Origin of the sequence: Flavobacterium anhuiense (assembly GCF_050990855.1) — a bacterium.
Taxonomy (GTDB): domain Bacteria; phylum Bacteroidota; class Bacteroidia; order Flavobacteriales; family Flavobacteriaceae; genus Flavobacterium; species Flavobacterium anhuiense_C.
Genome location: NZ_CP158861.1, coordinates 3,496,937 through 3,519,831, shown reverse-complemented (window position 1 = coordinate 3,519,831; position 22,895 = coordinate 3,496,937). Strand labels below are relative to the sequence as shown.

The following is a 22,895-nucleotide window of genomic DNA, read 5'->3' as shown; positions in this document are numbered from 1 at the left end:
CCTTTTGTTTTGAAAATCTGTATTACTTTTCTGAAATTAATCTTATAGCTTCAATCTTATGTATTTATCTGATAGAAAAACGATTATGTTTATTAGTGGAGCGTTTATCAGCCATGCGTGCTGGAAAGAATGGATTGTTTTTTTTGAAAATAAAGGTTATAAAACTGTCGCTCCGCCCTGGCTTTACAAAAATGAATTGGCTGTCAATTTAAGGAAAACGCATTCTGAATCTAAAATTCCTTTAATTCGCTTAAATAATTTATTGGATTATTATGCAGAAATCATTGACAAACTTCCAGAAAAACCAATTTTAATAGGTCATTCTTATGGAGGACTTCTAACTCAATTATTAATGCAAAAAGAATTGGGTTCTCACGGAATCTGCATTAATTCTATTCCGCCAGGCAATCTTATGCATTTTAATTTTCCGTTTTATAAAGCAGTCTGGAATCTTTCCGATTATTTTAGTTCTGCAAACAAGCCGTTCTTAATGCCTTTTAAGACATGGCAACACTATTTTGCGAACCAATTGTCATTTGAAGAACAAAAAGAAGCTTACGAAGCTTTATTGGTTCCCGAATCTAGATTAATCATGTGTGAAATTTATTCTAAAGCAGCTAAAATCGATTTCAAGAAAAAACACAATCCCCTTTTATTTCTATCGGGTTCAAAAGATGTTTTCGTTTCTCCTTCTTTAAATAATTTAAACTTCAAAAAATATAAAAATATCCATTCCATTACGTGCTATAAAGAATTTCAAGATTTTAATCATTTGAGTATAAATCACGAAAATTGGCAAACTATTGCTGACTTTATCGTCAGTTGGCTAAAGAAAATTTCTTAAATAATTCCTTTCTTTATTTCCAGTTTTTTAATCTTAGAATTTAAAGTCGAAGGATGAATGTCTAGAATTTCGGCTGCACCTCCAGCTCCAGAAATTTTTCCGTTGCATTTTTTAAGGATGTACAAAATATAATCCCTTTCATTTTCTAATATTGTTTTTATCGAAAATGATTCTTGTGCCGGCTCAGGATGCATTTTTGAAGACATGGAAAGTTCAATTTCTTTAATTGTATTTCCGTCAGTAAGTAATATAGCGCGTTGCATCACGTGTTCGAGTTCTCTGATATTTCCTGGCCAATTGTAATTCATAATCTGCTGTAAAGCAAAATCGGAAAGAATTGGCGCTTTTCTGCCCATTTTCTCACTATAAACGGCAATAAAATGATTGGCTAAATCTGTAATGTCTTCTTTTCTCTTTTTTAACGGCGGAACCATAATCGGAAAAACATGCAGACGATAATACAAATCCATTCTAAATCGTCCCGCAGCCACTTCTTCTTCTAGATTTTTATTGGTTGCCGCAATAACTCTGACATCAATTTTCATTGGTGAAGTGCCACCTACACGTTCAATTTCTCTTTCTTGTAAAACACGAAGCAGTTTAACTTGTAATTCTAGAGACATCTCTCCTATCTCATCTAAAAAAATCGTTCCTCCGTCTGCCAATTCAAATTTACCGATACGCCTATCCAACGCACCTGTAAAAGCACCTTTTTCATGTCCAAAAAGCAATGATTCGGCAAGATTTTCTGGAATAGCGCCACAATTTATAATAACCAAAGGCTTGTCTTTTCTCGGAGATAAAGCATGAATACTCTGCGCAATCTTTTCTTTTCCTGTTCCGCTTTCTCCTAAAACCAAAACCGAAGTATCAGAAGGCGAAACTTTTCGGATATAATTAAAAACTGTACCCATTTGAGAGCTATTGCCAATGATTCCTTCAAATCCTTCTTGTGCTTTTACGGGTTTTACGTTTTTAATTTCCGCTTTTTTAGAAGAAACATTTAAATCTTCTTTCGCATAAATTCTAGCAATAAATTGACAGAAAAGCGGTTCGAGTGAACTTAATATTCGCAAGTGTTCTTGAGAATACACATTCAGATTACGACTGTAAAAAGCAAAATGATAGCTCTGGATCGAGGCAATCGAAATTGGAAAAATCAAATAGGATTTAATGCCAAAATTGTGTGCAATTAAAGCTTTAATTGGCGCTTCTTGCAGGTTGTTAATCAATGCTTCTTCGCTATAAATAATAGGTTCTTTATCTACTTTTGATTTTATATACGTTTCATTGATTTCTTTTTCAGATACTCCCGCTATTTGCGAAAGTTTCTGCAAATTGATGATTTGATACTGGTCTAAGTTTCTACGCACAATTCCGAGATTATCGTAATGTGTTGAAGTAATAAAACCAGTTTCTAAATAATCAAAAGAAATGAAAGTTTGAACCGCTTTCGCGAAAGCCAATAATGCCTCTTCTTTCTTTAGATTTGAATTTATAATTTCTGTGATTGCTGCCTGCAGCTGAAACTGCTGCATTAACTGACTTTCTAAACTATATTGCTGACGATAAAATGCAATTTCAAGCGTTGTAAGCACATCTTGATCACGAAAAGGTTTTACAATAAACCCATATGGTTGAGTGGTTTTAGCCTGATCTAATACAGTTTTACTTGAATTGGCAGAAATAAATATGAAACCAATATACTTCTCCTTAAGAATATGTGCCAGTTCAATACCATTTCGGCTTCCTTTGAGCATAATATCCAAAAATACCAAATCTGGTTTTTCAATTTCAATTTGTTCCAAAGCCTGCTCTACCGACCGCGCTATTCCTGTAACTTCATAATTTGCTTTTTCGAGAATTAACTGTAAATCGTGAGCTTCAATAAATTGATCTTCTACAATTAAAATTCGTTTTTTCAAACCTGAAGAAACAGCTTCATATCCGTTATCGGGAGAGTTTTTCATAAGTGAGTCTTTTTTATCTTATCTTGCACTTAATTTATTGATACAAAAATAGTTAATTATCACAATTAAAATTAATCGTTTCCAAATTTAGATAAATAAAAATCACAATTAACCGTAATTTTCATATTATTTCTTAAAACATTAAAAATTGTTTCTCTATATATTTGTTAATCCAAAACCTATTAAATTTAATTCTAATAAACCATGAAGCTACTTTACTCGTTTTGTCTGCTGTTTCTTATTACAATTAATTCTCAGGCACAAAACCACCCTGCAACAGCAAATTATGATTTAAAAAAGAAACGTTTATTAATACAAACTTGCTCTTCATATTTATACAACTCTAACCAAGGCGCTATTGATGCGGATAGTTCTGTAGTTTTAACGTGCAAAGCCTACAAACTTCCGGTTTCTTTGGCTTATGACGAAGGTTTTAATGATGGTTCTTATCTAATTGGAAATGATTTAATCGAAAAAGGAAATATTGATGCTGCCAAAAAATTATATTCCAAATCAAAAGATGTAGATAAAGTAAAACTTACACTGCAATTAGGAATTTTCTATTTATTTAAACCTTTTACTAAACCAGACGATTTAAAAAACGCTAATTTTTATATTACTGAGGCAGTAAAAATCAGCAATCAGCTAAAAATACAAAAGTGGCAACACGAGAGTTTAATGCTTTTAGGAAAGTTTTATTTCCAAATCAACAATTATCCAGAAAGTAAAAAATGCTTTTTGCAAGTCGTAAACGAATGCAAAAAGCAAAAAGATAAAGCGGCTCTTGCCAATGCATTGCTCAATCAGGCAACCTATCAGTACGATTTGGATCCTGAAAAAGAGAAAATCCTAAAAGAAGCCGAAGCACTATATAAATCTTTAGGTTTTGAAGAAAAAGTAATTGAAACAAAATCAAAACTCTGTACCATTTATTTCTGGCATGGGAAAATAAACGATGCCAAGAAAATACTCTATCAAAATATTGCTGCTATGCGCAAAATTGATTTCAGACAACAGCAATTTAGCGAAACCACGATTTCTTATATCCACGGCGTACAATACAATATTAAAGATGCTTTTTATTATGCTTCAAAAAGTGTACAAACCATGGAAGCAACAAAAGACTACACTTTTGCCGATATTTTTTATATGCGTTTAGGAATAGCTTATTTGCAAATGGGACATACAGATGAAGCTATGAAAATGGCAGAAAAAAGTATTCAACATGGGCAAAACGGGTTTAGCAGCGGCAGTTGGTACAAGAGTTTTATTACTGCCACAGCTTCTTTATCTCTGAAAGGAAAAAATAAAGAGGCAATAGAATATATGAATTCTATAACAAGCCATTATCCTCCACCAAACGCTATTGACAATATGCTGATGAATTTTGCTTATGCTAATTGTTATTGGAGAATTAAAAACTATGGCACAGCCGAGAAATATTTTATAAAGGCCGGAGAAGCTGCAGATATTATAAATTCTCCGCAAACGTATCGTGATGTTTGCAATACCTATTCGTCTGCTGCCTTGTTTTATGCGAACCGAAACAATCTTCAGAAAACAAAGTATTACATTGATAAAATCGAAACTGCTTCAAAAAAATACAGTAAAAATTACAATTCGGAAGCGCTTCAGATGTCTTTATATAAATTAGATTCTCTAAATGGTGATTTTAAATCGGCTTTGGCACATCATAAACTGTATAAAAAATTTAGCGATTCTCTTTTAGATTATTCTAAAAACAAACAAATTGAAGAACTTAGATTTCAGTATGAAACAGAAAATAAAGAACAAAAAATCAAACAATTAGACAAAGAAACCGAATTACAGCAAACGGCATTAAAAAAATCAAAATTATTAAACACGCTTTCTATCTGGAGTTTGGTTTTATTGGCTCTTTTTCTTGTTTTATTGTACAATCGTTATCGTCTGAAACAGAGAACTAATGCCGAATTAGAAACCAAGGAAAAAGAAATCAATCAAAAAAATATTAATCTTAGACATTTATTGGATGAAAAAGAATGGCTTTTGAAGGAAATACATCATCGTGTAAAAAATAATCTTCAAACCGTAATTAGTCTTCTAAACTCGCAATCGGCTTATTTGGAAAATGATATGGCATTGTCGGCTATTAAAAATAGTCAGCATCGAATTCATTCTATGTCGTTAATTCATCAGAAATTGTATAATTCAGAGAATATTGCGACGATCAATATGCCGAATTATATCAAAGAATTGGTCGAATATTTAAGAGAATCTTTTTCGCTTGGACAGCGCGTTCGTTTTGAACTTAAAATTGATCCACTAGAATTAGATGTTGCACAGGCTGTTCCGCTTGGGCTTATCTTAAACGAATCGATTACCAATTCAATTAAATACGCTTTTCCAGACAATAGAACGGGAATGATTTATGTTACGCTCCAAGCCACCACAGAAGATAAATATCTATTGACAATTGCTGATAACGGAGTTGGTTTTGATGCGAATATCAGCAGTAAAAAAATCAATTCTTTCGGATTAAGCTTGATAAGAGGTCTTAGTGACGATTTGGATGCGGCTTTTTCTATGGAAAATAATAACGGAACGATTCTAAAAATTGAATTCTCTAAAGAGTTTCCAATCAATGAAAAAAGAAGAATAAATTAAGAAATAAAAGCAAATTTCGTTTATAGCGAAATCTCACGAATATAAATGCATTTAGCGAAATATAGCGCTTTTTCAACCATAAAAAAGCGCTAAAACCTTATAATTAAAGGCTTTATTGACATGGCACATAAATTGGTTTTCTAGGGAAGTTAACCCTTAAAAACCAATTTATTATGAAAAAATTAATATTGCTAATAATCATTCTGTTTTTAAATTTTAGTGCAGCAAAAGCCTGCGATAAATGCGGCTCATACAATAACAGTGATTTTAAAATTAAATCGGCTACAATAACTCATAAAGCAGATTTAGGCCTTACTGTTTGGGACATCAAAGTAGAAGGAACTGCTGGAAAAACGATGCCTAAACCAGTTGGCCAGCTAAATGGTGCGCCAGTTTTAGCCTATGTTTTTCCAACTACTTTAAAATCTTCTGATATTGGTTTCGGTCAAGCCGAAGGAATAGTGGCACTTGCCCTTACATCTCACCCTGATTTTGAAGACACTCCGCTTTGGGATGAAAATCTAGACGGAAACTATCTAAATGATGGCTTAGTCTGGCACGCGCACTGGGTTTTATTAGTTGAAGACAAACGTGTTGGCGGCGGGCTTTCGGTTAAAGAATTTACAAAAGGAGATCCAAATGTGGTTCTACCTCCAACAAATCCAGGAATGGCAATGTATATGGATAGTCCAGGTTTTAATATCGTGGCTAAAGGAAATTCTATAAAAGTAATTGTGCCTGATTTTAGAATCAATAACAAAACCAATTTTAAGTTTGATGCTGTAAGCTGTTATATGGAAGTTAGTACAGGCGCTGGCGGTTCTCATGATTCTGAAGGTTCTAAGCCAATGCTTGGGGTATACAAAGTCTACACTGTTGCGAGCGGAAATCTTTCATTGCCTTATTCTATAAAATAAAATATTCTTCTAAAATTTAATTATTATGAAAAAATCAATTTTCCTAAAAATGATCTTTATTCCTTATATAATCCTAACCAGTTTACCAGCAAATGCACAAGGCGATTATAGCACAGATCCGCATTTAACTCCAGCTGTAAAGGCATTTTTAAAACCTTTAAATTCTGGAGGAGCGCCATTAGAATCGCTTCCGGTTGCAGATGCGCGAAATGTATTGGTTGGAGCACAAAATGCTTTTAAAGTTGATTTGTCTGGAATTGAAGAATCTGAAAAAGAAATTACAGCTGATGGTTACAAAATCAAACTGAATATTGTTCGTTCCGCTGGCGCAAAAGGAAAGCTGCCTGTTTTTATGTTCATTCATGGCGGTGGTTGGGTTCTGGGCGATTATCCTACTCACAAAAGAATGGTTCGAGATTTAAGTGTTCTAACGGGTTATGTTGGGGTTTTCGTTAATTATTCCCTTTCACCAGAACACAAATATCCACAGCCAGTTAATGAAGTTTACGCAGCCGCAAAATGGATTGCAGCACATGGAAGCGAGATCAATGTTGACGGAAGCAAATTAGGAATTGTGGGCAACAGTGCTGGCGGAAATCTAGCTACTGCTAGTGCTTTGATGGCTAAAGAAAAAGGAACTCCGCTCTATAAAGTGCAAATTCTTTTCTGGCCTGTAACCGATGCTAATTTTGAAACAGAGTCTTACAAATTATATGGAAAACAGCGCTTTCTAACTGATTCTTTAATGAAATGGATGTGGGATCAATATGTAGAACCTTCCAAAAGAAAGGAAATTTATGCTTCACCATTGCAAGCCAGCTTATCCCAATTAAAAGGCTTGCCTCCCACTTTGATTCAAGTTGCTGAAAATGATATTTTAAGAGATGAAGGAGAAGCTTACGGACGTAAATTAAGTGATGCTGGAGTTGTAGTTACAACAGTTCGATACAATGACGTAATTCATGACTTTGGATTATTGAATGGTTTGGCTGAAATTCCGCAAACTAAAGCGCTTTTTATTCAAGCTGCGGCAGAACTCAAAAAATATTTGAAGTAAGACTAACCATTTAAGAAAACAAACATAACAAACTGCAATTAAATATCTTACAACAAATAATTTTGTAAATTTAATTCTCAAAAAACACAAAAAGAAGTAGTTATGCTTGTACAAGAAAAAACTGGATTGATTGTAATTGATGTTCAAGGAAAATTGGCTCGAATTGTACACAACAGCGAAAAGCTGACAGCTAATTTGGAAAAACTTATCCAAGGCTGTCAATTACTTTCAATTCCTATAATTTGGGCAGAACAAAACCCGAAAGGACTCGGCGCAACAATACCTGAATTAGGAAAACTACTGCAGAACGAGAAACCAATTGAAAAGTTTTCTTTTAATGCTTTAGATAATGAAACCTTTAAACAGGCAATTATAGATTCTGGCAGAAAGCAATGGTTAATCTGCGGTATAGAATCTCATATTTGTGTATATCAAACTGTAATGGGATTATTGACTTATAATTTTGAAGTCGAAATTGTAACTGATTGCGTTTCTTCACGCTCAGAAGAAAGTATTGTAATTGCTTTGCAAAAACTGCAACAAAAAGGAGCTTCATTAACTAATATTGAAATGTGCCTTTATGAACTTGTGAAAGACTCGAGACGCGAAATTTTCAAAGAAATTCTAACATTAATCAAATAAAAGAATCATGTCAAAATCAAAAACTATTGTGCTTATTCATGGAAATTTTGTGAACGACAAAACTTGGACGGAATGGAAAAAGCACTATGAACAAAAAGGATATACTGTTTATACTCCAGCAAATCCCGGACACGAAGGAGTTCCTGCCGAGCTGAGAGCAAGAGTTCATCCTGATCTCACCAAAACTGGATTTATAGACATCGTTAACAACATCAGCAAATTAATAGATACTTTACCGGAAAAACCTTTGGTAATTGGGCACTCTATGGCTGGAATGGCAACTTTAAAATTAGTAGAATTGGGTAAAGCGGCGGCTGGAGTGAGTATTGATGGAGCTCCGCCAAAAAATGTGTTTCCGCCATTTCAAACTTTAAAAACAGTAATTCCTGCTTTCGGCTTTTTTTCTTCTTCTAAATATTTTATGGGAAGCAGAAAATGGTATGATTATGCCTTTTTCAATACCATTCCAGAATCACAAAAAAGTATCGCTTTTGATAAATTTGCAGTGCCTGAAAGTTACAAAGTGAGTCGAGAATTGGTTTTAAACTCCTTCTCGAATATCAATTTCAAAAAACCGCATGAACCTATTTTGTTTATTGGCGGTGGAAGCGATCACATCTTCCCTCCTAGTTTGACTGAAAATATTGCCAGCAGATATAAAGAAAATGCAGGTCGCGTCGATCTTAAAATATTTGACGGAAAAAGCCATTTTATCTGCGGAGAGCCAGGCTGGGAAAGTGTTGCCGATTATATTTTAAATTGGTTTGAAAAACTATGAGGAATCCATGTGTAGAAATATTTCTTTGATAGCGTCCTCACAGGACGCTATCCAATGGGATGCTTTTTTTACCAATATGATATTCCTAGCGGAATATTAATTATTAATGCCGCTCGCTTTTAATCTGTTCAATTCCACTTCTATAACTTGTTACAACAAAATCTGGAAAACGCTTTCTAAATTTTGAGTCATCAAAAACATTCGCGTGTTCGTATCGTGGAAGCAATTCTTGTAGTTCTTTTGCTTGCTTATTGAAAAATGCACCTATTGTAAAGACAAACTTTGGCATTACTTTATATTTCAATTCTTTGCCATAAATTTGAGAGGCTAATGCAATGAATTCTTTATAGTTAAGATGAGTTTCATCGACAGGCAAATGCCAAGTTTGATTAAAAGCATCTGGTGTATTTCCAATTAATGCTGTAGCGCGGCTTGCATCGGGCGTCCAGATAAGACTTCGTTTTTTGGTGTCGCTCAAAGGCACTTTTAGTTTCTTATTTTCTTTAATCGCATTAAAAATTAAAGTATTAGTAATGCTTTGTGTTTTTGCAGGACCATAAAATTCGGGTGCACGACAGATTACAGCTTCTAATTGTCCCGATTTTATTTCGCTTAGAACCATTTCGGCCATTTCTTTTCTAATTTCACCTTTTCTTCCTACGGGCTGAAAAGCAGTTTCTTCGGTAAGTACTCTGCTGTCTTGCGGATACATATAGGTATTGTCAAAAAACACCAACTTCGTTTTATTGATTTTACAGGCCTCGATAACGTTTCTTGTAATCAGCAGAAATTGTTTTTCCCATAAATCCGTATTCATCGGAAGCCCTAATGTAAAATATGCAATTTCGGAGCCTTTTACAGCTTCTATGGCTTTTTCTTTATTGGTTAAATCGGCTGAAAAAACAGTATCGGTATCGTTTATTTTATGTGCTCTACGGCTTACTACTCGTATATCTGAAGTATAATTTCTTTTTAGCTCTCTAGCCAATTCCTCGCCTATTTGGCCGTTGGCTCCTAATATAGTCTGCATGTTACTTCTCTTTTTAATTGCTTCATTCTCTTTTCTATTGGTATTCAATTTACAGAATTTGTAACAATAGCTCTTCAACTTTAACTCTATTATTTTCCATTTTATTGCTAATCTATAATTCACTTACAGTCTATTATTTTACTTTTAAATTAAAACAACTTTATATCTAAAAAAAGCAAAAGCCCTGTATCGCAGTTGACACAGGGCTTTCTGATGAAATTTAATAAAAAAATGAGATTTATTTCGCATCAAACCATAATTTGGTTGTCAATACATCTTTTCCTTGATCTGCAACCGCAGCTTGATAACTTGCTCCATTAAGAGATTGTTCTGTACCCGGATAGAAAAGACGCGAAGGTATTTTTCCGTCCAAAACAGTAGCAGGACCAGCTGTAAGAACTGGATAATCCAATCTTCTCCACTCTGTAAAAGCATCAAGACCTTGTCCGAAGAACGCAATCCATTTTTGCGTACCAATCGATTTAGCATAATTTGAAGCATCATATTTTACGCTTGCTTGGTCTAGATAAGTCGAAATAGTGGTCGCATTAGTAATTCCAAACTGATTTAAAGATGCTGTAATCGCGTTTTTATAATACTGCTCTGCGTCTCCAGAAATATAGCCTCGTGCTACAGCTTCAGCAAGATTAAATAATGTTTCTGAATACGAAGCAATTACTGCAGGTGAAGCCGAAGTTAAGAAATACGTTCCCGGTTTTGATGTTTTAGCAAAACCTTGACTGTTGGCATCACTATTTGATAATCCGTTGGCACCACCCACATATTTCCCTACACTTGCATCTGACGGCAATTGCGCGAAAACTGGCAAACGCGGATCTGACAATGCATACAATTGATCTACCATCGTTTTTGAAATACGGAAATCGTCTCTCGTTTCAAACCAAGCCGAAGCTGGGTTTTGTTGTGGCGAGCTTGTATAAATAAATTGGAATGTTTCAGTATTACTGCTTATTAACCCAGCTGCATCGCTTGTAGCTTCTATTGCGGCTTGTTTGGCCAAAACTGGTTCTTTATCAGAAATTCGTAAAGCAATTCTCAAGCGAAGCGAATTGACAAATTTTTTCCATTTCAAAATGTCTCCTTTATAAACCAAATCCCCCGTTACAGATCCATTTGCAGGATTCAGTAAAGACTGTGCCTGTTTTAAGTCTTCAAGCAATCCTGTGTACACTTCTTTTTGCGTATTGTAAGCTGGCGTTACTTTTAAACCCGCTTCTTTGTACGGAATATTTCCGTAAGCATCTGTCAGCAATAAAAATGTCCAAGAACGCAATGTTAAAGCAATTCCTTTATAATTTGAATTTGCTTGTGCATCTGGAAATTTTATAATCGTATTCAAATCTGTAATCAAAGTTGCGTATCCTTTATCCCACAATGTTGTGAAAGAAGCATTCGAAACATCGTAACGATCTGGCTCTGTATATTGAATTTTAGCCCAATGCTGCACAAAAAGCAACGTTGAGTTAAAGTTGTTTGCATCACCCCAGTACAAATCAGCACCCTGCTTTAAGGTACCAGTCAATAAATATGGTGCAAGTGGAGTTTCAGTTGCATTTGGATTTTTATTAATATCATCCAAAGTATCACTGCATGAGCTCAGTGCCAATGCAAACAGTATGGTATATGATAGTTTTTTTAGCATGATTCCGAGTTTTTAAAATTTAACGTTAAGGTTTAAACTGAAATTTCTTGTTGTTGGTAAAGCTAAACTTTCCAATCCTTGAGCATTTCCAGTGTTGAAAGCTGTTTCAGGATCAATATTTGGCACATCTTTATATATAAAGAACAAGTTACGTCCAGCAGCTGTAATGCTTGCGCCTTCTAATCCAAGTTTTTTAACCAGCTTTTTGTCGACATTATAAGTCAGCTTAATCTCTCTCATTTTTACATAAGTTGAGCTGTAGATGTACGCTTCGCTAATGTTGTATGATGCTTTATAATATTCTTGTGCACTAATCACTTTATTATTAGGCGTTCCGTCAGCAAATACACCTCCGAAAATCATTCCGTCATCATAAACCGTTACACCGCTTGGAGCAGCACCGCCAGTTACCAAAGTTTTCGGATTAGCCGTATTGTTAGCTGGATAATAGTAGCTTAAACCGCCGTTTTCAGCACCACGACCAGGAAGTGTTTGTGCTAAAACTCCGGTGTAGTTTCCGGTTCTGTTCGTTCCAGAGAAAAGCTCTCCACCAACGCTAGCATCTACAAGGAACGAAAGCTCTAAGTTTTTATAAGTCAAAGTATTCGTTAAACCTGCTAAATAATCTGGAGTATAATGACCTAAAACCTTTTTTGTCGGATCTGCTTTAGGGAGACCATTTGCTCCTACTACAATATTCCCGCTTGCATCACGCTCGTAAGCTGTTCCGTAAAGCGCTCCATAAGCTTGTCCTACAGATGCCAACACGTCTACACCTCCAGAAGAACCAATTGTATAGTTTTTAATGTCTCCTGCGTAATCTAGAATTTCTACTTTACTTTTATTTTTAGAATAGTTTAAAGCCACATTCCATTTGAATTTTTCAGTTTGAATCGGATTTCCGTCTAGCTGCACCTCAATACCTTGATTATTGATTTTACCCGCATTGATTAATTGCGAAGTATATCCACTTGATGCCGTTGTTTTAATTTCTAAAATCTGGTCGAAACTATTGGTGTTGTAATACGCCACATCAAAATGAAGTCTATTTTTCCAGAAAGAAGCTTCAAGACCTACTTCAGTAGAACGTGTAGTTTCTGGTTTCAAGTTTTCATTCAGTTTTCTCTGAGAAGAAGTTTGAATCGGATTTCCGTCAAATGCGGTTTGGAAATTATAAACCGTTGCCAATTGGTACGGATCTGCATCATTACCTACTTCAGACCAGCCCCCTCGAACTTTTAAGAAGTCTAGCGTATTGCTCTTAATGTTTAGTGCATCCGTTAAAACCACACTACCGTTGAAAGATGGATAGAAATAAGAACGGTTGCTGCTTGGTAATGTAGAAGACCAGTCATTACGTGCTGTCACGTTTAAGAAAGCATAATTTCTAAAGCCAAACTGTGCAGAAGCATAAGCACTATAAACTCTCAATCTAGATAATGAATTTGATGATGTCAAAGGATCTCTAGAGTTAGTTAAAGTGTACAAATCTGGAACTGCCAAACGTGGTGCTTTCTGATAGTTATTTGCATCACTATGGTTACGAATGTTAAATCCAGCTAATGCATCTACAGTAAAATCATCGTTAAGTTGTTTTGTATATTGAAATAATCCCTCCGTATTTTGCTCATTAACAGTATAAGCATCTTCTGCATACGATCCAAAAGGAGTTCCGTTTGTACCGTATTTGATCGTATATTTTCTTCTATCATTATAATAATCAACACCCGTACGGAATCTGAAGTTTAATCCTTCTGCTAGTTTTGCATCTAAATGGATATCTCCAATTAAACGGTTACGCTGTTGGCTTGTTGTATTATAATAGGCATTCCAATATGGGTTGCTATAATAGCTATTGTTCCAGTTTTGTGTCCAATCGTTATTCAATTCATTAATATCAACTTGACGTCCGAACCATAAAAACTGCAACATTACACCAGCTGCACGGCCACCTGACGGACCACCCGGCAATTGCGGAGCATTGGTCACAATATAATTGGCATTTACCCCAACCTTTACATTCTCAGAAATTTGGTAATTGGTGTTAATAGAAAAGTTTGTTTTGTTTATTTCGCTGTTCGGTACAGTTCCTAGCTGTTTTTGATTGTTTACACCTAAACGAAAATCTCCTTTATCACCAGCTTTTGCAATAGAAACACTATTGTCATACGTAAGTCCTGTATTGAAGAAATCTTTCACATTATTTGGATGTGCGACAAAAGGAACCGCTTCTCCTTTAGAATAAAACTGAGGAATCAATCGTCCGTCCAATCTTGGTCCCCAGCTTTCGTCAACACCATCATTAACTCCGCCACCTTTACCGTCAACGTAACTAAATCTTCCGTTAGAACCTTGTCCGTAACTATTCTGAAAAGAAGGCAAAGTTGCAACTTGAGAAATCGTTATACCGGTATTAAAAGTAACTCCATAGCCTGCTTTTTGTCCTTTACCCGATTTTGTTGTAATAAGCACAACACCGTGCGCAGCACGCGATCCGTAAAGAGCGGCAGCATTTGGCCCCTTCAAAACAGTCAAATTTTCAATATCCTGCGGATTCAAATCGGCAATCGCATTTCTGAAATCTCGAGTAGCTCCACCAAAATTCAATTGAGAGTTATCCACTGGAACTCCGTCTACGACAAAAAGCGGTTGGTTGTTTCCTGCAATAGAAGTTTCTCCACGAATAATGATACGAGAAGACCCCATATCTCCTTGCGAATTGGTAATACGAACACCCGCTACTTTACCAGAAAGCGCATTCAAGAAGTTGGTTTCTTTTGTAGTCGCCAATTCTTTTCCTTTTACGGCTTGAGTTGTATATCCTAACGATTTCTTTTCTTTTGAAATTCCAAGTGCGGTAACCACTACTTCAGATAATGCATTTTGTTCTTCGGCAAGAGCAATAGTTATTGCGTTTTTATCTACTACAACTTCTTGTTTTTTATATCCTAAATAGCTAACTAAAAGAACATAAGGGAATTTTTGTCCTGTTTGGAAATAGAATTTTCCGTCTGTATCTGTGATAACTCCGTGTGTCGTTCCCTGAATCGTAACCGAAGCTCCAATAATAGGCTCTTTTGTAACAGCATCTACTACTGTTCCTTCCAATTTAGACTGGATTAGCGGTTTTGTCTCTTGAGCATTAACCCCTATGGTAATCAACAAAATAAATATCCAGGTATATCTTTCTAATTTTTTTTTCATTACTTTGTTTTAGTTTAATAAATAAGGCAAACTCAGACAGCATTATGCTATTTTAGCTTTCCTTTTAGAGATGACAATTTCTTTTAAACTTCTACCATTTCTGCTGCAACAGAAATGGTTTTTTCTTTTATCTGCAGCACATTCGTTTTTTCATTTTTACTTTTTTTGGATTACTATTATTTTAAATTGGCCTATAAAAATTTTAACCCCTATTCAGGATTCTGTTTCTTAAAATTTATAATGAATTAAAAAGAGGAATTTTAACCTAGTTGCATAAGTTCGAAAACTGAATGCTTTGTGTTTTTTCAGAATGAAATATTGTGGTTCTAATCTCTGGCTTTTAACTTATATTTTTTTAAACTCTACTAATTTGATAGAACAAAAGTAAATTAAAAATATTAGTTCCCAAATTTTAATTAAACTTTTTGCAAAAAAAATGTTAAGTGATATTCAAAAGATAGATTAAACAACTAAAAACAAGAAAGTTACAATAAAACCCATTTTTTAGCATTTTATAAGAATTGTACTAAAAGTATACGCCCAGAAAGCGTTTTTTAATCATTTTAAATTCTATCTTAGCAAACGTTGTGGTTAATTTTTTAACGCGAAGTGCGCTAAGAAACTTTAAATGCGAGTGTATTTTTTTTTAAACGCAAAGGACGCTAAGAAATTTTAAATGCGAGACTTAAGCAGAACGTTAATTAAGTTCGCAAAGCTTTATCCAGATAAGCTTCGCCGACAAAGCTTTGCGAACTTTTCATTTTAATGATTCTCACAAAACTTAGCGTACTCTGCGAAAAACCTTTGCGAACTTTGCGGTTAAATTTTTACGCAAGTTCACTTGTAGCAAGTTCATAAAGTTTAAAACAAAAAAAACTCCAAGATCGTAAGACCTTGGAGTTTCTATTTTTTAACTTCTAATTTATTATAGCTCGTTAAATTCGTGTAACGATTTCAATGTAGTTTCGTAAAACAAAATTGCTGCGATAAGATTTCCTTTATCTGAGTAAGGCATCATCTTTCTCTGAAAATCAACTGTAGTATCTAAGAAAACAGTTGTACCTTCTGCTTGCCCGTCTAATATTTTTTTATTCTCACTTGTATCAGGAATTCCCAAATCTGCCATTGTAACACCCGGTTTAGTAACCAAAGCAATGTAAGGAAGTGTTTTTACTAGAACTTTAATACGCTCAATGTACAATTCTAAAAGTTCTCCTTTTTGCATACCACTTAATTCTTTTTGATCATGGTATTTACGAATTAAAGCTGTTGTACTAATGATACTTCTTGGTGCATTCTTTGCCTGTGCAGAAACAGCGGCAGTCGTCAAGAAGAAAAGGACACATAATAAAATAATCTTACTCTTCATTTTCTTAATAGATTTGGTTCTTGAATAAAAACAAAAATATATAAATTAACTTAAAATCCAATTTTTATAAGTTGTTTTTGCCAAAATTATAATAATCTTTTAATCTGAATAAGTAAAATAGTACACCAAAACTAGAAAAAACGGAGAATTTTCAATACTTAATCGATTTTTGAGTTACGACTTAATAATTCTGAAACGTCCTGGATATTTGATCCAAATACTCTTTTTATTACCATAATAATCCATAAAATCTTCGCATACAAAAACCGCGTGCGCTTTAGACCAAGCCACAACACCGCAATATTCGCTTCCAGACTGTCTTTTTAATTTCTGGATTTGTTTTCCTAATTTGAACCCTAAATATTTGTAGATCGTTGGAGTGTAAACTGTACCTTCTTCTAATTCTTCTAAAGCTTTCTCAAAGGTCGGTTCTTTATCGATAATTTGCATGTATTTTGCCATTACAGCGTAGGTCAAAACTGCATAATCACGTATTTTTTCACTGTCACAATTATCTTTAATATAAACAAAACCTGCAGATTTTCTGGCTTTATTAACTTCGCTGCTATCCAAATTAAAACTAGCATTATTTTTTAGTGTAATCTTATAAGAATCATTGTGCAATTTTTCGCTTTCAAAAAGATTGTCTAAACCATATACATTTAAAGACGCTTTAATAAAAGCTATCGAAGAACAATTGGTGCGCTCGCCTTGTTTAAAACTTTCGAATATTTTATCAGAACTCAATTGTGAGTAAGAATTTGAACAAACAAACAGTAAAAGTAAAAAAACTGAAGTAACCGATTTCATGCCTTGTATTATATATTATTTCTCAATTATTATTTGAAAAACTGTATTAGATTTTTACAAATCTATAAAAAACCAATCATATTTTTCACTTCTTCTCTTTTAAGTCCTAAAAAAAATCGAGGTGCAACAACAAAAAAGAAATTAAAAAAACGCCTCAAACTAATTTGAGACGTTTCATCTTTATTTTTTTTCTTCATTATTGAATTTATCATCGAGTTCGGGTTCTGTACCTTTAAACTTTTTAGTATCGACATCATAATTTTCATCATTGGTCAATGTTTCATCATGTTCTTTATATTGATGTTTTCTAGTATCTGTTCGATGATCTGCCCCGCCCTGTTTCGGATTCGGGTTTTTCTGGGTTTGATTATTCTTTTCCATAATTCCTAGTTTTTAATGATAATTAAAATTACACCATATACAGCAGTTTGGCTTATATAATCATTTTGAAAAATTATAAAATAAAACTGCTCCATTTTATCTCATCCAATTTGTTTTATTTCGAAAATCCGCTAAATATCGCTGTTTTAAACTTTCAAATATTCTTAAAACAGTAACAAACAGCACCAAAATTTTAATGGCATATTATTAGGATAGAGCAACTTGAATCAAAATTTAAAAATCATGAGCTTATATCAACTTCAAAAAACGGCCATCGTTATTATTGATCCTTTTAATGATTTCCTTTCTGAAGGGGGAAAATTATATCCTGTTACTAAAGAAACTGTTGAAGGAAATAAAGTGATTGCTAATATCAAAAAGCTTTTAATTGCCGCAAGAGAAAAGAAAATTCAGATTATTTACGCACCGCATCGTAATACACAAATACGAGATTATCTGAATTGGAAATTTATGTCACCCTCTCATGCCGGAAGCAAAGGCATCACTTTATTTGAAAAAGACTCTTGGGGCGCACAATTTCATCCTGACCTTATTATGCAAGAAGGCGATCTTCTTGCCCAGAATCATTGGACTGCAAGCGGTTTTGCAAATACCGATTTAGATTTTCTTTTACGTCAGCATGATATTGACCAAATCGTTATTGCCGGAATGAGAGCCAATACCTGTATTGATTCTACAGCTAGGTTTGGCGTTGAACTTGGCTACCATGTAACGTTGATTAAAGATGGCATTGGTGCTTTTAATTGGGAAGAAATAAAAGCAACCGTAGAAACTAATTTTCCGAATTACGGACATGTCCTTTTCTCAACGGAAGAATTTATAAACAATATCAATTCATAAAATAATAACAAATTTAAATTTTTACTACAATGGAAAAAGAAAAAACGCAATCCAAAGCAATTCAGTCTGAAACTAAATTTGCTTCAATTCAAGGTTACAAAATAGCTTATAGATCGATAGGCAAAGGTTTACCAATTATTCTTTGCAACAGATTTCGAGGAAATCTCGACGATTGGGATCCAGCATTTTTAGATGCATTAGCACAAAAATATCAAGTCATCACATTTAATTTTAAAGGATTAGCCTCTTCTACAGGAACCCCTCATGAAACCATTTTAGGCTTTGGAAAAGATGCTATTGACTTGGCTGATGCCTTAAAAATTGATAAATTTATTTTGGGAGGATGGTCGCTTGGTGGCTGGGCAGCTCAGGTACTTGTAACAGAATTTCCAAATAGAATTACCCATACTATTCTGATTGGAACCAAACCTCCTGGAAAAGTAGCTCATTCTATGGAAGAAATTTTTATTAAAACGGCTTACATTCCAGATTATACCCTTGAACATGAAACAATATTATTCTTTGAACCCGCTTCTGAAATAAGCAAAAAAGCAGCGGCAGAAAGTCATAACAGAATCAATAAAAGAGAAGACAAAGATCCAAAAGTACGGCCAGAACTTTGGGAATACTACCAAAAATCTCACGAAGATTATATTGACGATCCTTATAAATCAAGAGAAAAATTAATGAAAACAAATATTCCGCTATTGATTATTTCTGCCAATCATGAAGTTTGTTTTCCGCCAGAAAACTGGTTTGAGCTTAACCAAAAATTGCCAACTGCAACTCTTATTACTATCGCTCAAACTGGTCATGGCCCGCAGAGCCAATATCCTGAAATGATAGCACGTTATATTGATGATTTCATAGAAACAAATTAAGAAACACAAATCGCTGATTTTCAGAACTTTCTTTTATTTCTTTGGAAATGATATTTAGATTTGAAAATCAGTAGTTTAAATAGTATAGTTGACGTAAATTTGCATCTTCATAACATAATAAGTTGTATAATAGAATGTGGGTTATATGTCAGGAATGCCAAGGACAAGGCAAAATAAATCGCGGACTTAGCAAGAAAGCACAACGCCACTATCAAACGAAATTGGCTGAATATGAGAATGCAGGAAGTTCAGGAACTGCTCCTATTAAGCCTAAAGCTCATTTACATCTCTGTCCAAATTGCTCAGGATCAGGATTAATTCAATCTGAAAACTATTTAGAACCTGATCTCACAAAACCTCATGTTGCTATAATTGGTGCCGGTATTGGCGGCGTTGCTTTGGCCGTGGCTTGTTTGCATCGCGGAATTCCTTTTTCTATCTTCGAAAGAGATTCTGACTTTAATGCCCGGTCTCAAGGTTACGGACTTACATTACAGCAAGCGAGCAAAGCCATGAAAGGTTTAGGAATTACTTCTTTAAACGGTATTATTTCGACAAAACACATCGTTCATGATACAGAAGGAAAAATTTTAGGCGAATGGGGAACCAGAAAATGGATTGAAAATGAAATTAAGCCTTCTGCAAAACGCACCAATATACATATCGCAAGACAATCGTTACGACAAGCGCTTTTGGAACAGCTTGGAGGAAATAATACAGTTCAGTGGGGACATCAATTGCTAGATTTTACAGCATCTCAAAATGGTGTAGAACTAAATTTTCAGACAAATGGAGAAATAAAAACCGTAAAAGCCGATCTTGTTGTTGGCGCAGATGGCATTAGAAGCGTCGTGCGAAAATTGACAATTGGCGAAGAAACAGCTCCACTTCGTTATTTGGATTGTATTGTCATTCTCGGAATTTGTCCGTTGAGTTCGCTGGAAGACGCTTCTAGTCCGTTATTAGATTCTGCAACAGTTTTCCAAACGGCAAATGGCAATGAACGAATTTACGTTATGCCCTACACATCAGATTCTGTAATGTGGCAATTGAGCTTTCCGATGTCTGAACAAGACGCTAAAGAATTAAGCGCAAAAGGTCCGAAAGCTTTAAAAAAAGAAGCACTTCACAGAACGCAATGGCACGCTCCCATTCCGCAGATTTTGCAAGCCACTCAAGAAAATCTAATTTCGGGATATCCTGTTTACGATCGCGAATTACTAAGTTCTGAATTATTAGAAAAAAATGAGAATATAACTTTAATAGGCGACGCGGCGCACCCAATGAGTCCGTTTAAAGGTCAAGGCGCCAATCAGGCTTTATTGGATGCTTTAAAATTGGCTAGAAAAATATATAAAGGATGCAACGCACAATCAAAATGGAGAGAAATCGGACTAAGAAAAAGCGTTTTAAATGATTTTGAAGCCGAAATGCTCGAACGAAGTGCCGCCAAAGTAAAAGGTTCTGCCGATGCTGCACAATTTTTACATTCTGAAATTATACTTGAAGAAGGTGATGAACCTCGAGGAAGACGGAATAAAAGAATATAGAGGAATATAGAAAGGAAAGAGGAAAGAGGAAAGAGGAGGAAAGGAAAGAGGAAAGAAGAAAGAAGAAGAAAGAAAGAAAGAAGAAAGAAAGAATAAAGAAGAAAGAATATAGAGGAAAGAATATAGAGGAAAGAAGAATAGAGAGGAAGAAAGAAGAAAGAAGAAAGAAAGAGGAGAAAGAGGAAAGAAGAAAGAGGAAAGAAGAAAGAGGAAAGAAGAAAGAGGAAAAGAAAGAGGAAAGAAGAAAGAGGAAAGAAGAAAGAGGAAAGAAGAAAGAGGAAAGAAGAAAGAAAGAAAAGAGGAAAGAATATAGAGGAAAGAATATAGAGGAAAATATAGAGGAAAGAATATAGAGGAAAGAAAAAATGCTAAACCATATGTTTAGCATTTTTTGTATTGTGATATTTTTGAGTCGAATACATGAAAATTAAACAATAATTTAATATTATTTTATAACTAAGTCTGAGCTGCTATTTCTAATTTTATACTCTCATTTACAAACAATTAAATCCTCACGCCATGAAAAATACACAAATAAATTTCAGTCCAAAGAATAAAACATGTACAGACCGAACTTTGGTTTGTGATGGTGATAATAATGAATTAATATTTCGTAAAACTTATGTAGGAGATTGGGGAGATTGGGATGAAAAACCAGATAACATTTTAAAAGAACAGCATCTTTATCTGGATCAAAATACAAGTTTTACAAATGCTGTTTAAAAATTAATAACTTCTATATTAGGCAATACAATTGGCGCTCCTATCATTATGCTAGAACACTAATTGTATTGCTTAAATTTTCTTTGTTTATAAAATCCAAAATAAACTCTTTTACTTCTTTACTTGCTTCTGTTCTGGTTGCAAACGAATTGATGTAAAATTCATCATCTTTATCGCTTATATGGATAATTTCTGTGTAGCCTTTGGTAATTAAACTGCCTTTAAGTTTAATGATGTTTACTTCTTGTTTCCCGTCAAGTTCTTTGCGAACCTGTAATTTTATAGCTCTTTCCATATCCAAACGTTTTTAAATAATTAACTATCATTCAGTTACTAAATTTAAAACATTTAATCTATCGAAATCAGATTTTAACACTATTCGCAACGCATTATTTATCAACATATTATAAACATTTTTCTTTTTTTTGAAAAGAAATGCGGAACACCAGTAAAATCAAGCCTTTTCAGATTAATTTCCTGTGAACTCTTTGTCACTCAATGTTTTCATAAACGCAAGAAGATTCTCCTTTTCTTGTTCTGTAAGCGGAATTCTATTGCCGTTATTTTTAAAAATCGGATCTAAATTATCTGCATTTAATACGCCACTATCAAAATAATCCAAAACGGATCTTAAAGTAGCAAACTGACCAAAACTTCCGTACGGTGCCGTATATTCAACATTTCGCAAAGATGGAACTCTAAAACTCATAAAATCAGCTGGAATTCCAGTAACTCTTCCTCTACCTGCTTCATTAGAATCGGTATTTACAGGAAAACCAATGTTTCTAAAGCTCTGGTCTGTAAATAGTTCTGTACTGTGACAGCTAGCGCATTTCTGCTGGAACGTAGTGTAACCCGCCGCTTCACTTTCTGTAAATGTCTGACCCTCTTTTCGTTTTACTTTATCGTATTTGCTATTCGCAGAAATCAAAGTATATTCAAACTGAGCGATGCTTTTGTAAATTCTATCTGCTGTAATTTCCTGATCTCCAAATGCTTTTTTGAATAGCGCTTTGTAAGTGATATCATCTTTAATTTTCCCGATAACCTCCAAAATCGAGGAATCCATTTCTTCATGTGTAATAATCGGAACCAAAGGCTGTGTTTCCAACTGCAATCTACTTCCATCCCAATTAAAGAACTTTAAAAACATCAAATTCTGAAGTGGCGGCGCATTTCTGAGTCCGATTCTTCCTTCGATGCCAATAGCGCGCGCGTTATGATCGGCAAAAGCATTCGCTTGAATATGACAGCTTGAGCAAGAAATTGTATTGTCTTTACTAAATCTTTTGTCAGAGAAAAGTTTTTCGCCCAATTCAGCACCATATTTTGTAGGTTTATTTAAACTCACATAACTATTTACCTCTGGAAAATCGGCAGGAATATTTAGTGAAATTTCTGGATTGTCAAAATAAGGTTCATCAGAATCAGTGGTGTTACATGAAGCACAAAACAAGCTTAGCAAAAGAAAACTAAATATTTTTTTCATTTTAAATGAATTTTAAAAATATACCCGTCTTTTTAATTAAATATAGCTCTATCTAAAGATGGAGGCAATTTAAATCTGTA

Annotated in this window: 19 protein-coding genes; 10 read left to right on the top strand and 9 right to left on the bottom strand. The window is 34.4% G+C overall.

Annotated elements, in window-relative coordinates:
* The first annotated feature begins 58 nt into the window (after positions 1 to 58).
* Positions 59 to 844: an alpha/beta hydrolase gene (locus ABTV69_RS15605; protein ID WP_433830343.1), complete on the top strand. Its 786-nt coding sequence runs from the start codon at positions 59 to 61 to the stop codon at positions 842 to 844.
* Here ABTV69_RS15605 and ABTV69_RS15600 read toward each other — a convergent pair.
* Positions 841 to 2,814 carry a sigma 54-interacting transcriptional regulator gene (locus ABTV69_RS15600; protein ID WP_433830341.1) on the bottom strand — a complete coding sequence of 658 codons (1,974 nt, stop codon included), beginning with the start codon at positions 2,812 to 2,814 and terminating at the stop codon, positions 841 to 843. The genes ABTV69_RS15605 and ABTV69_RS15600 overlap by 4 nt on opposite strands.
* Before the next feature lie 204 nt (positions 2,815 to 3,018).
* Here ABTV69_RS15600 and ABTV69_RS15595 point away from each other — a divergent pair, with 204 nt between their 5' ends.
* From ABTV69_RS15595 to ABTV69_RS15575, 5 genes are all read left to right on the top strand, one after another.
* A complete protein-coding gene (locus ABTV69_RS15595; protein ID WP_433830339.1) occupies positions 3,019 to 5,460 on the top strand; it encodes a histidine kinase dimerization/phosphoacceptor domain -containing protein in 2,442 nt (813 codons plus the stop codon).
* Positions 5,461 to 5,633: 173 nt separating this feature from the next.
* Positions 5,634 to 6,377 carry a hypothetical protein gene (locus ABTV69_RS15590; protein ID WP_433830337.1) on the top strand — a complete coding sequence of 248 codons (744 nt, stop codon included), beginning with the start codon at positions 5,634 to 5,636 and terminating at the stop codon, positions 6,375 to 6,377.
* 25 nt (positions 6,378 to 6,402) lie between these two features.
* Positions 6,403 to 7,434, top strand: coding sequence for an alpha/beta hydrolase (locus ABTV69_RS15585; protein WP_433830335.1), 1,032 nt, complete (start codon positions 6,403 to 6,405; stop codon positions 7,432 to 7,434).
* A gap of 102 nt (positions 7,435 to 7,536) precedes the next feature.
* A complete protein-coding gene (locus tag ABTV69_RS15580; RefSeq protein WP_433830333.1) occupies positions 7,537 to 8,076 on the top strand; it encodes a hydrolase in 540 nt (179 codons plus the stop codon).
* 7 nt (positions 8,077 to 8,083) lie between these two features.
* Complete coding sequence (locus tag ABTV69_RS15575; protein WP_433830331.1) at positions 8,084 to 8,854, top strand: alpha/beta hydrolase; 771 nt, start codon at positions 8,084 to 8,086, stop codon at positions 8,852 to 8,854.
* A 103-nt stretch (positions 8,855 to 8,957) separates the two neighbouring features.
* Here ABTV69_RS15575 and ABTV69_RS15570 read toward each other — a convergent pair whose 3' ends face one another.
* From ABTV69_RS15570 to ABTV69_RS15545, 6 genes are all read right to left on the bottom strand, one after another.
* Entirely contained in the window at positions 8,958 to 9,884 is a 927-nt protein-coding gene (locus ABTV69_RS15570) for an NAD-dependent epimerase/dehydratase family protein (RefSeq protein WP_433830329.1), read from the bottom strand.
* A gap of 238 nt (positions 9,885 to 10,122) precedes the next feature.
* Positions 10,123 to 11,547, bottom strand: a complete 1,425-nt coding sequence (locus tag ABTV69_RS15565; protein ID WP_433830327.1) for a SusD/RagB family nutrient-binding outer membrane lipoprotein — start codon at positions 11,545 to 11,547, stop codon at positions 10,123 to 10,125.
* A 12-nt stretch (positions 11,548 to 11,559) separates the two neighbouring features.
* Positions 11,560 to 14,751: a SusC/RagA family TonB-linked outer membrane protein gene (locus tag ABTV69_RS15560; protein ID WP_433830325.1), complete on the bottom strand. Its 3,192-nt coding sequence runs from the start codon at positions 14,749 to 14,751 to the stop codon at positions 11,560 to 11,562.
* Between the two features lie 925 nt (positions 14,752 to 15,676).
* Positions 15,677 to 16,120: a hypothetical protein gene (locus ABTV69_RS15555; protein ID WP_008463513.1), complete on the bottom strand. Its 444-nt coding sequence runs from the start codon at positions 16,118 to 16,120 to the stop codon at positions 15,677 to 15,679.
* Between the two features lie 174 nt (positions 16,121 to 16,294).
* On the bottom strand, positions 16,295 to 16,930 hold the full coding sequence (locus tag ABTV69_RS15550; RefSeq protein WP_433830323.1) for a hypothetical protein: 636 nt from the start codon (positions 16,928 to 16,930) through the stop codon (positions 16,295 to 16,297).
* A 180-nt stretch (positions 16,931 to 17,110) separates the two neighbouring features.
* On the bottom strand, positions 17,111 to 17,311 hold the full coding sequence (locus ABTV69_RS15545) for a hypothetical protein (RefSeq protein ID WP_433830321.1): 201 nt from the start codon (positions 17,309 to 17,311) through the stop codon (positions 17,111 to 17,113).
* A 243-nt stretch (positions 17,312 to 17,554) separates the two neighbouring features.
* Between ABTV69_RS15545 and ABTV69_RS15540 the strand changes: the two genes are divergently transcribed.
* The 4 genes from ABTV69_RS15540 (at position 17,555) to ABTV69_RS15525 (ending at position 21,326) form a co-directional block, all read left to right on the top strand.
* Complete coding sequence (locus tag ABTV69_RS15540; protein WP_433830319.1) at positions 17,555 to 18,172, top strand: isochorismatase family cysteine hydrolase; 618 nt, start codon at positions 17,555 to 17,557, stop codon at positions 18,170 to 18,172.
* A 29-nt stretch (positions 18,173 to 18,201) separates the two neighbouring features.
* Positions 18,202 to 19,053 (top strand): alpha/beta fold hydrolase, encoded by an 852-nt coding sequence (locus tag ABTV69_RS15535; RefSeq protein WP_433830317.1) that lies wholly within the window; start codon positions 18,202 to 18,204, stop codon positions 19,051 to 19,053.
* 134 nt (positions 19,054 to 19,187) lie between these two features.
* Positions 19,188 to 20,603, top strand: a complete 1,416-nt coding sequence (locus tag ABTV69_RS15530) for an FAD-dependent oxidoreductase (protein ID WP_433836716.1) — start codon at positions 19,188 to 19,190, stop codon at positions 20,601 to 20,603.
* A gap of 519 nt (positions 20,604 to 21,122) precedes the next feature.
* Complete coding sequence (locus ABTV69_RS15525; protein WP_433830315.1) at positions 21,123 to 21,326, top strand: hypothetical protein; 204 nt, start codon at positions 21,123 to 21,125, stop codon at positions 21,324 to 21,326.
* A gap of 46 nt (positions 21,327 to 21,372) precedes the next feature.
* Here the strand turns inward: ABTV69_RS15525 and ABTV69_RS15520 are convergent, their stop codons facing one another.
* Both ABTV69_RS15520 and ABTV69_RS15515 read right to left on the bottom strand, forming a co-directional pair.
* Positions 21,373 to 21,621 carry a hypothetical protein gene (locus tag ABTV69_RS15520; RefSeq protein ID WP_433830313.1) on the bottom strand — a complete coding sequence of 83 codons (249 nt, stop codon included), beginning with the start codon at positions 21,619 to 21,621 and terminating at the stop codon, positions 21,373 to 21,375.
* Between the two features lie 174 nt (positions 21,622 to 21,795).
* The gene (locus tag ABTV69_RS15515) at positions 21,796 to 22,815 is read right to left on the bottom strand and encodes a cytochrome-c peroxidase (RefSeq protein ID WP_433830311.1); all 1,020 of its coding nucleotides are present in this window, start codon (positions 22,813 to 22,815) and stop codon (positions 21,796 to 21,798) included.
* Positions 22,816 to 22,895: the final 80 nt, after the last annotated feature.

What these genes read in the sequence shown, in the direction of transcription:
- ABTV69_RS15530 (WP_433836716.1), top strand. Translation starts at nt 19,188, where the DNA reads ATGTGGGTTATATGTCAGGAATGCCAAGGACAAGGCAAAATAAATCGC.
- ABTV69_RS15520 (WP_433830313.1), bottom strand. Translation starts at nt 21,621, where the DNA reads ATGGAAAGAGCTATAAAATTACAGGTTCGCAAAGAACTTGACGGGAAA.
- ABTV69_RS15600 (WP_433830341.1), bottom strand. Translation starts at nt 2,814, where the DNA reads ATGAAAAACTCTCCCGATAACGGATATGAAGCTGTTTCTTCAGGTTTG.
- ABTV69_RS15570 (WP_433830329.1), bottom strand. Translation starts at nt 9,884, where the DNA reads ATGCAGACTATATTAGGAGCCAACGGCCAAATAGGCGAGGAATTGGCT.
- ABTV69_RS15565 (WP_433830327.1), bottom strand. Translation starts at nt 11,547, where the DNA reads ATGCTAAAAAAACTATCATATACCATACTGTTTGCATTGGCACTGAGC.
- ABTV69_RS15550 (WP_433830323.1), bottom strand. Translation starts at nt 16,930, where the DNA reads ATGAAATCGGTTACTTCAGTTTTTTTACTTTTACTGTTTGTTTGTTCA.
- ABTV69_RS15575 (WP_433830331.1), top strand. Translation starts at nt 8,084, where the DNA reads ATGTCAAAATCAAAAACTATTGTGCTTATTCATGGAAATTTTGTGAAC.
- ABTV69_RS15535 (WP_433830317.1), top strand. Translation starts at nt 18,202, where the DNA reads ATGGAAAAAGAAAAAACGCAATCCAAAGCAATTCAGTCTGAAACTAAA.
- ABTV69_RS15555 (WP_008463513.1), bottom strand. Translation starts at nt 16,120, where the DNA reads ATGAAGAGTAAGATTATTTTATTATGTGTCCTTTTCTTCTTGACGACT.
- ABTV69_RS15580 (WP_433830333.1), top strand. Translation starts at nt 7,537, where the DNA reads ATGCTTGTACAAGAAAAAACTGGATTGATTGTAATTGATGTTCAAGGA.
- ABTV69_RS15515 (WP_433830311.1), bottom strand. Translation starts at nt 22,815, where the DNA reads ATGAAAAAAATATTTAGTTTTCTTTTGCTAAGCTTGTTTTGTGCTTCA.
- ABTV69_RS15605 (WP_433830343.1), top strand. Translation starts at nt 59, where the DNA reads ATGTATTTATCTGATAGAAAAACGATTATGTTTATTAGTGGAGCGTTT.
- ABTV69_RS15590 (WP_433830337.1), top strand. Translation starts at nt 5,634, where the DNA reads ATGAAAAAATTAATATTGCTAATAATCATTCTGTTTTTAAATTTTAGT.
- ABTV69_RS15560 (WP_433830325.1), bottom strand. Translation starts at nt 14,751, where the DNA reads ATGAAAAAAAAATTAGAAAGATATACCTGGATATTTATTTTGTTGATT.
- ABTV69_RS15540 (WP_433830319.1), top strand. Translation starts at nt 17,555, where the DNA reads ATGAGCTTATATCAACTTCAAAAAACGGCCATCGTTATTATTGATCCT.
- ABTV69_RS15595 (WP_433830339.1), top strand. Translation starts at nt 3,019, where the DNA reads ATGAAGCTACTTTACTCGTTTTGTCTGCTGTTTCTTATTACAATTAAT.
- ABTV69_RS15585 (WP_433830335.1), top strand. Translation starts at nt 6,403, where the DNA reads ATGAAAAAATCAATTTTCCTAAAAATGATCTTTATTCCTTATATAATC.
- ABTV69_RS15525 (WP_433830315.1), top strand. Translation starts at nt 21,123, where the DNA reads ATGAAAAATACACAAATAAATTTCAGTCCAAAGAATAAAACATGTACA.
- ABTV69_RS15545 (WP_433830321.1), bottom strand. Translation starts at nt 17,311, where the DNA reads ATGGAAAAGAATAATCAAACCCAGAAAAACCCGAATCCGAAACAGGGC.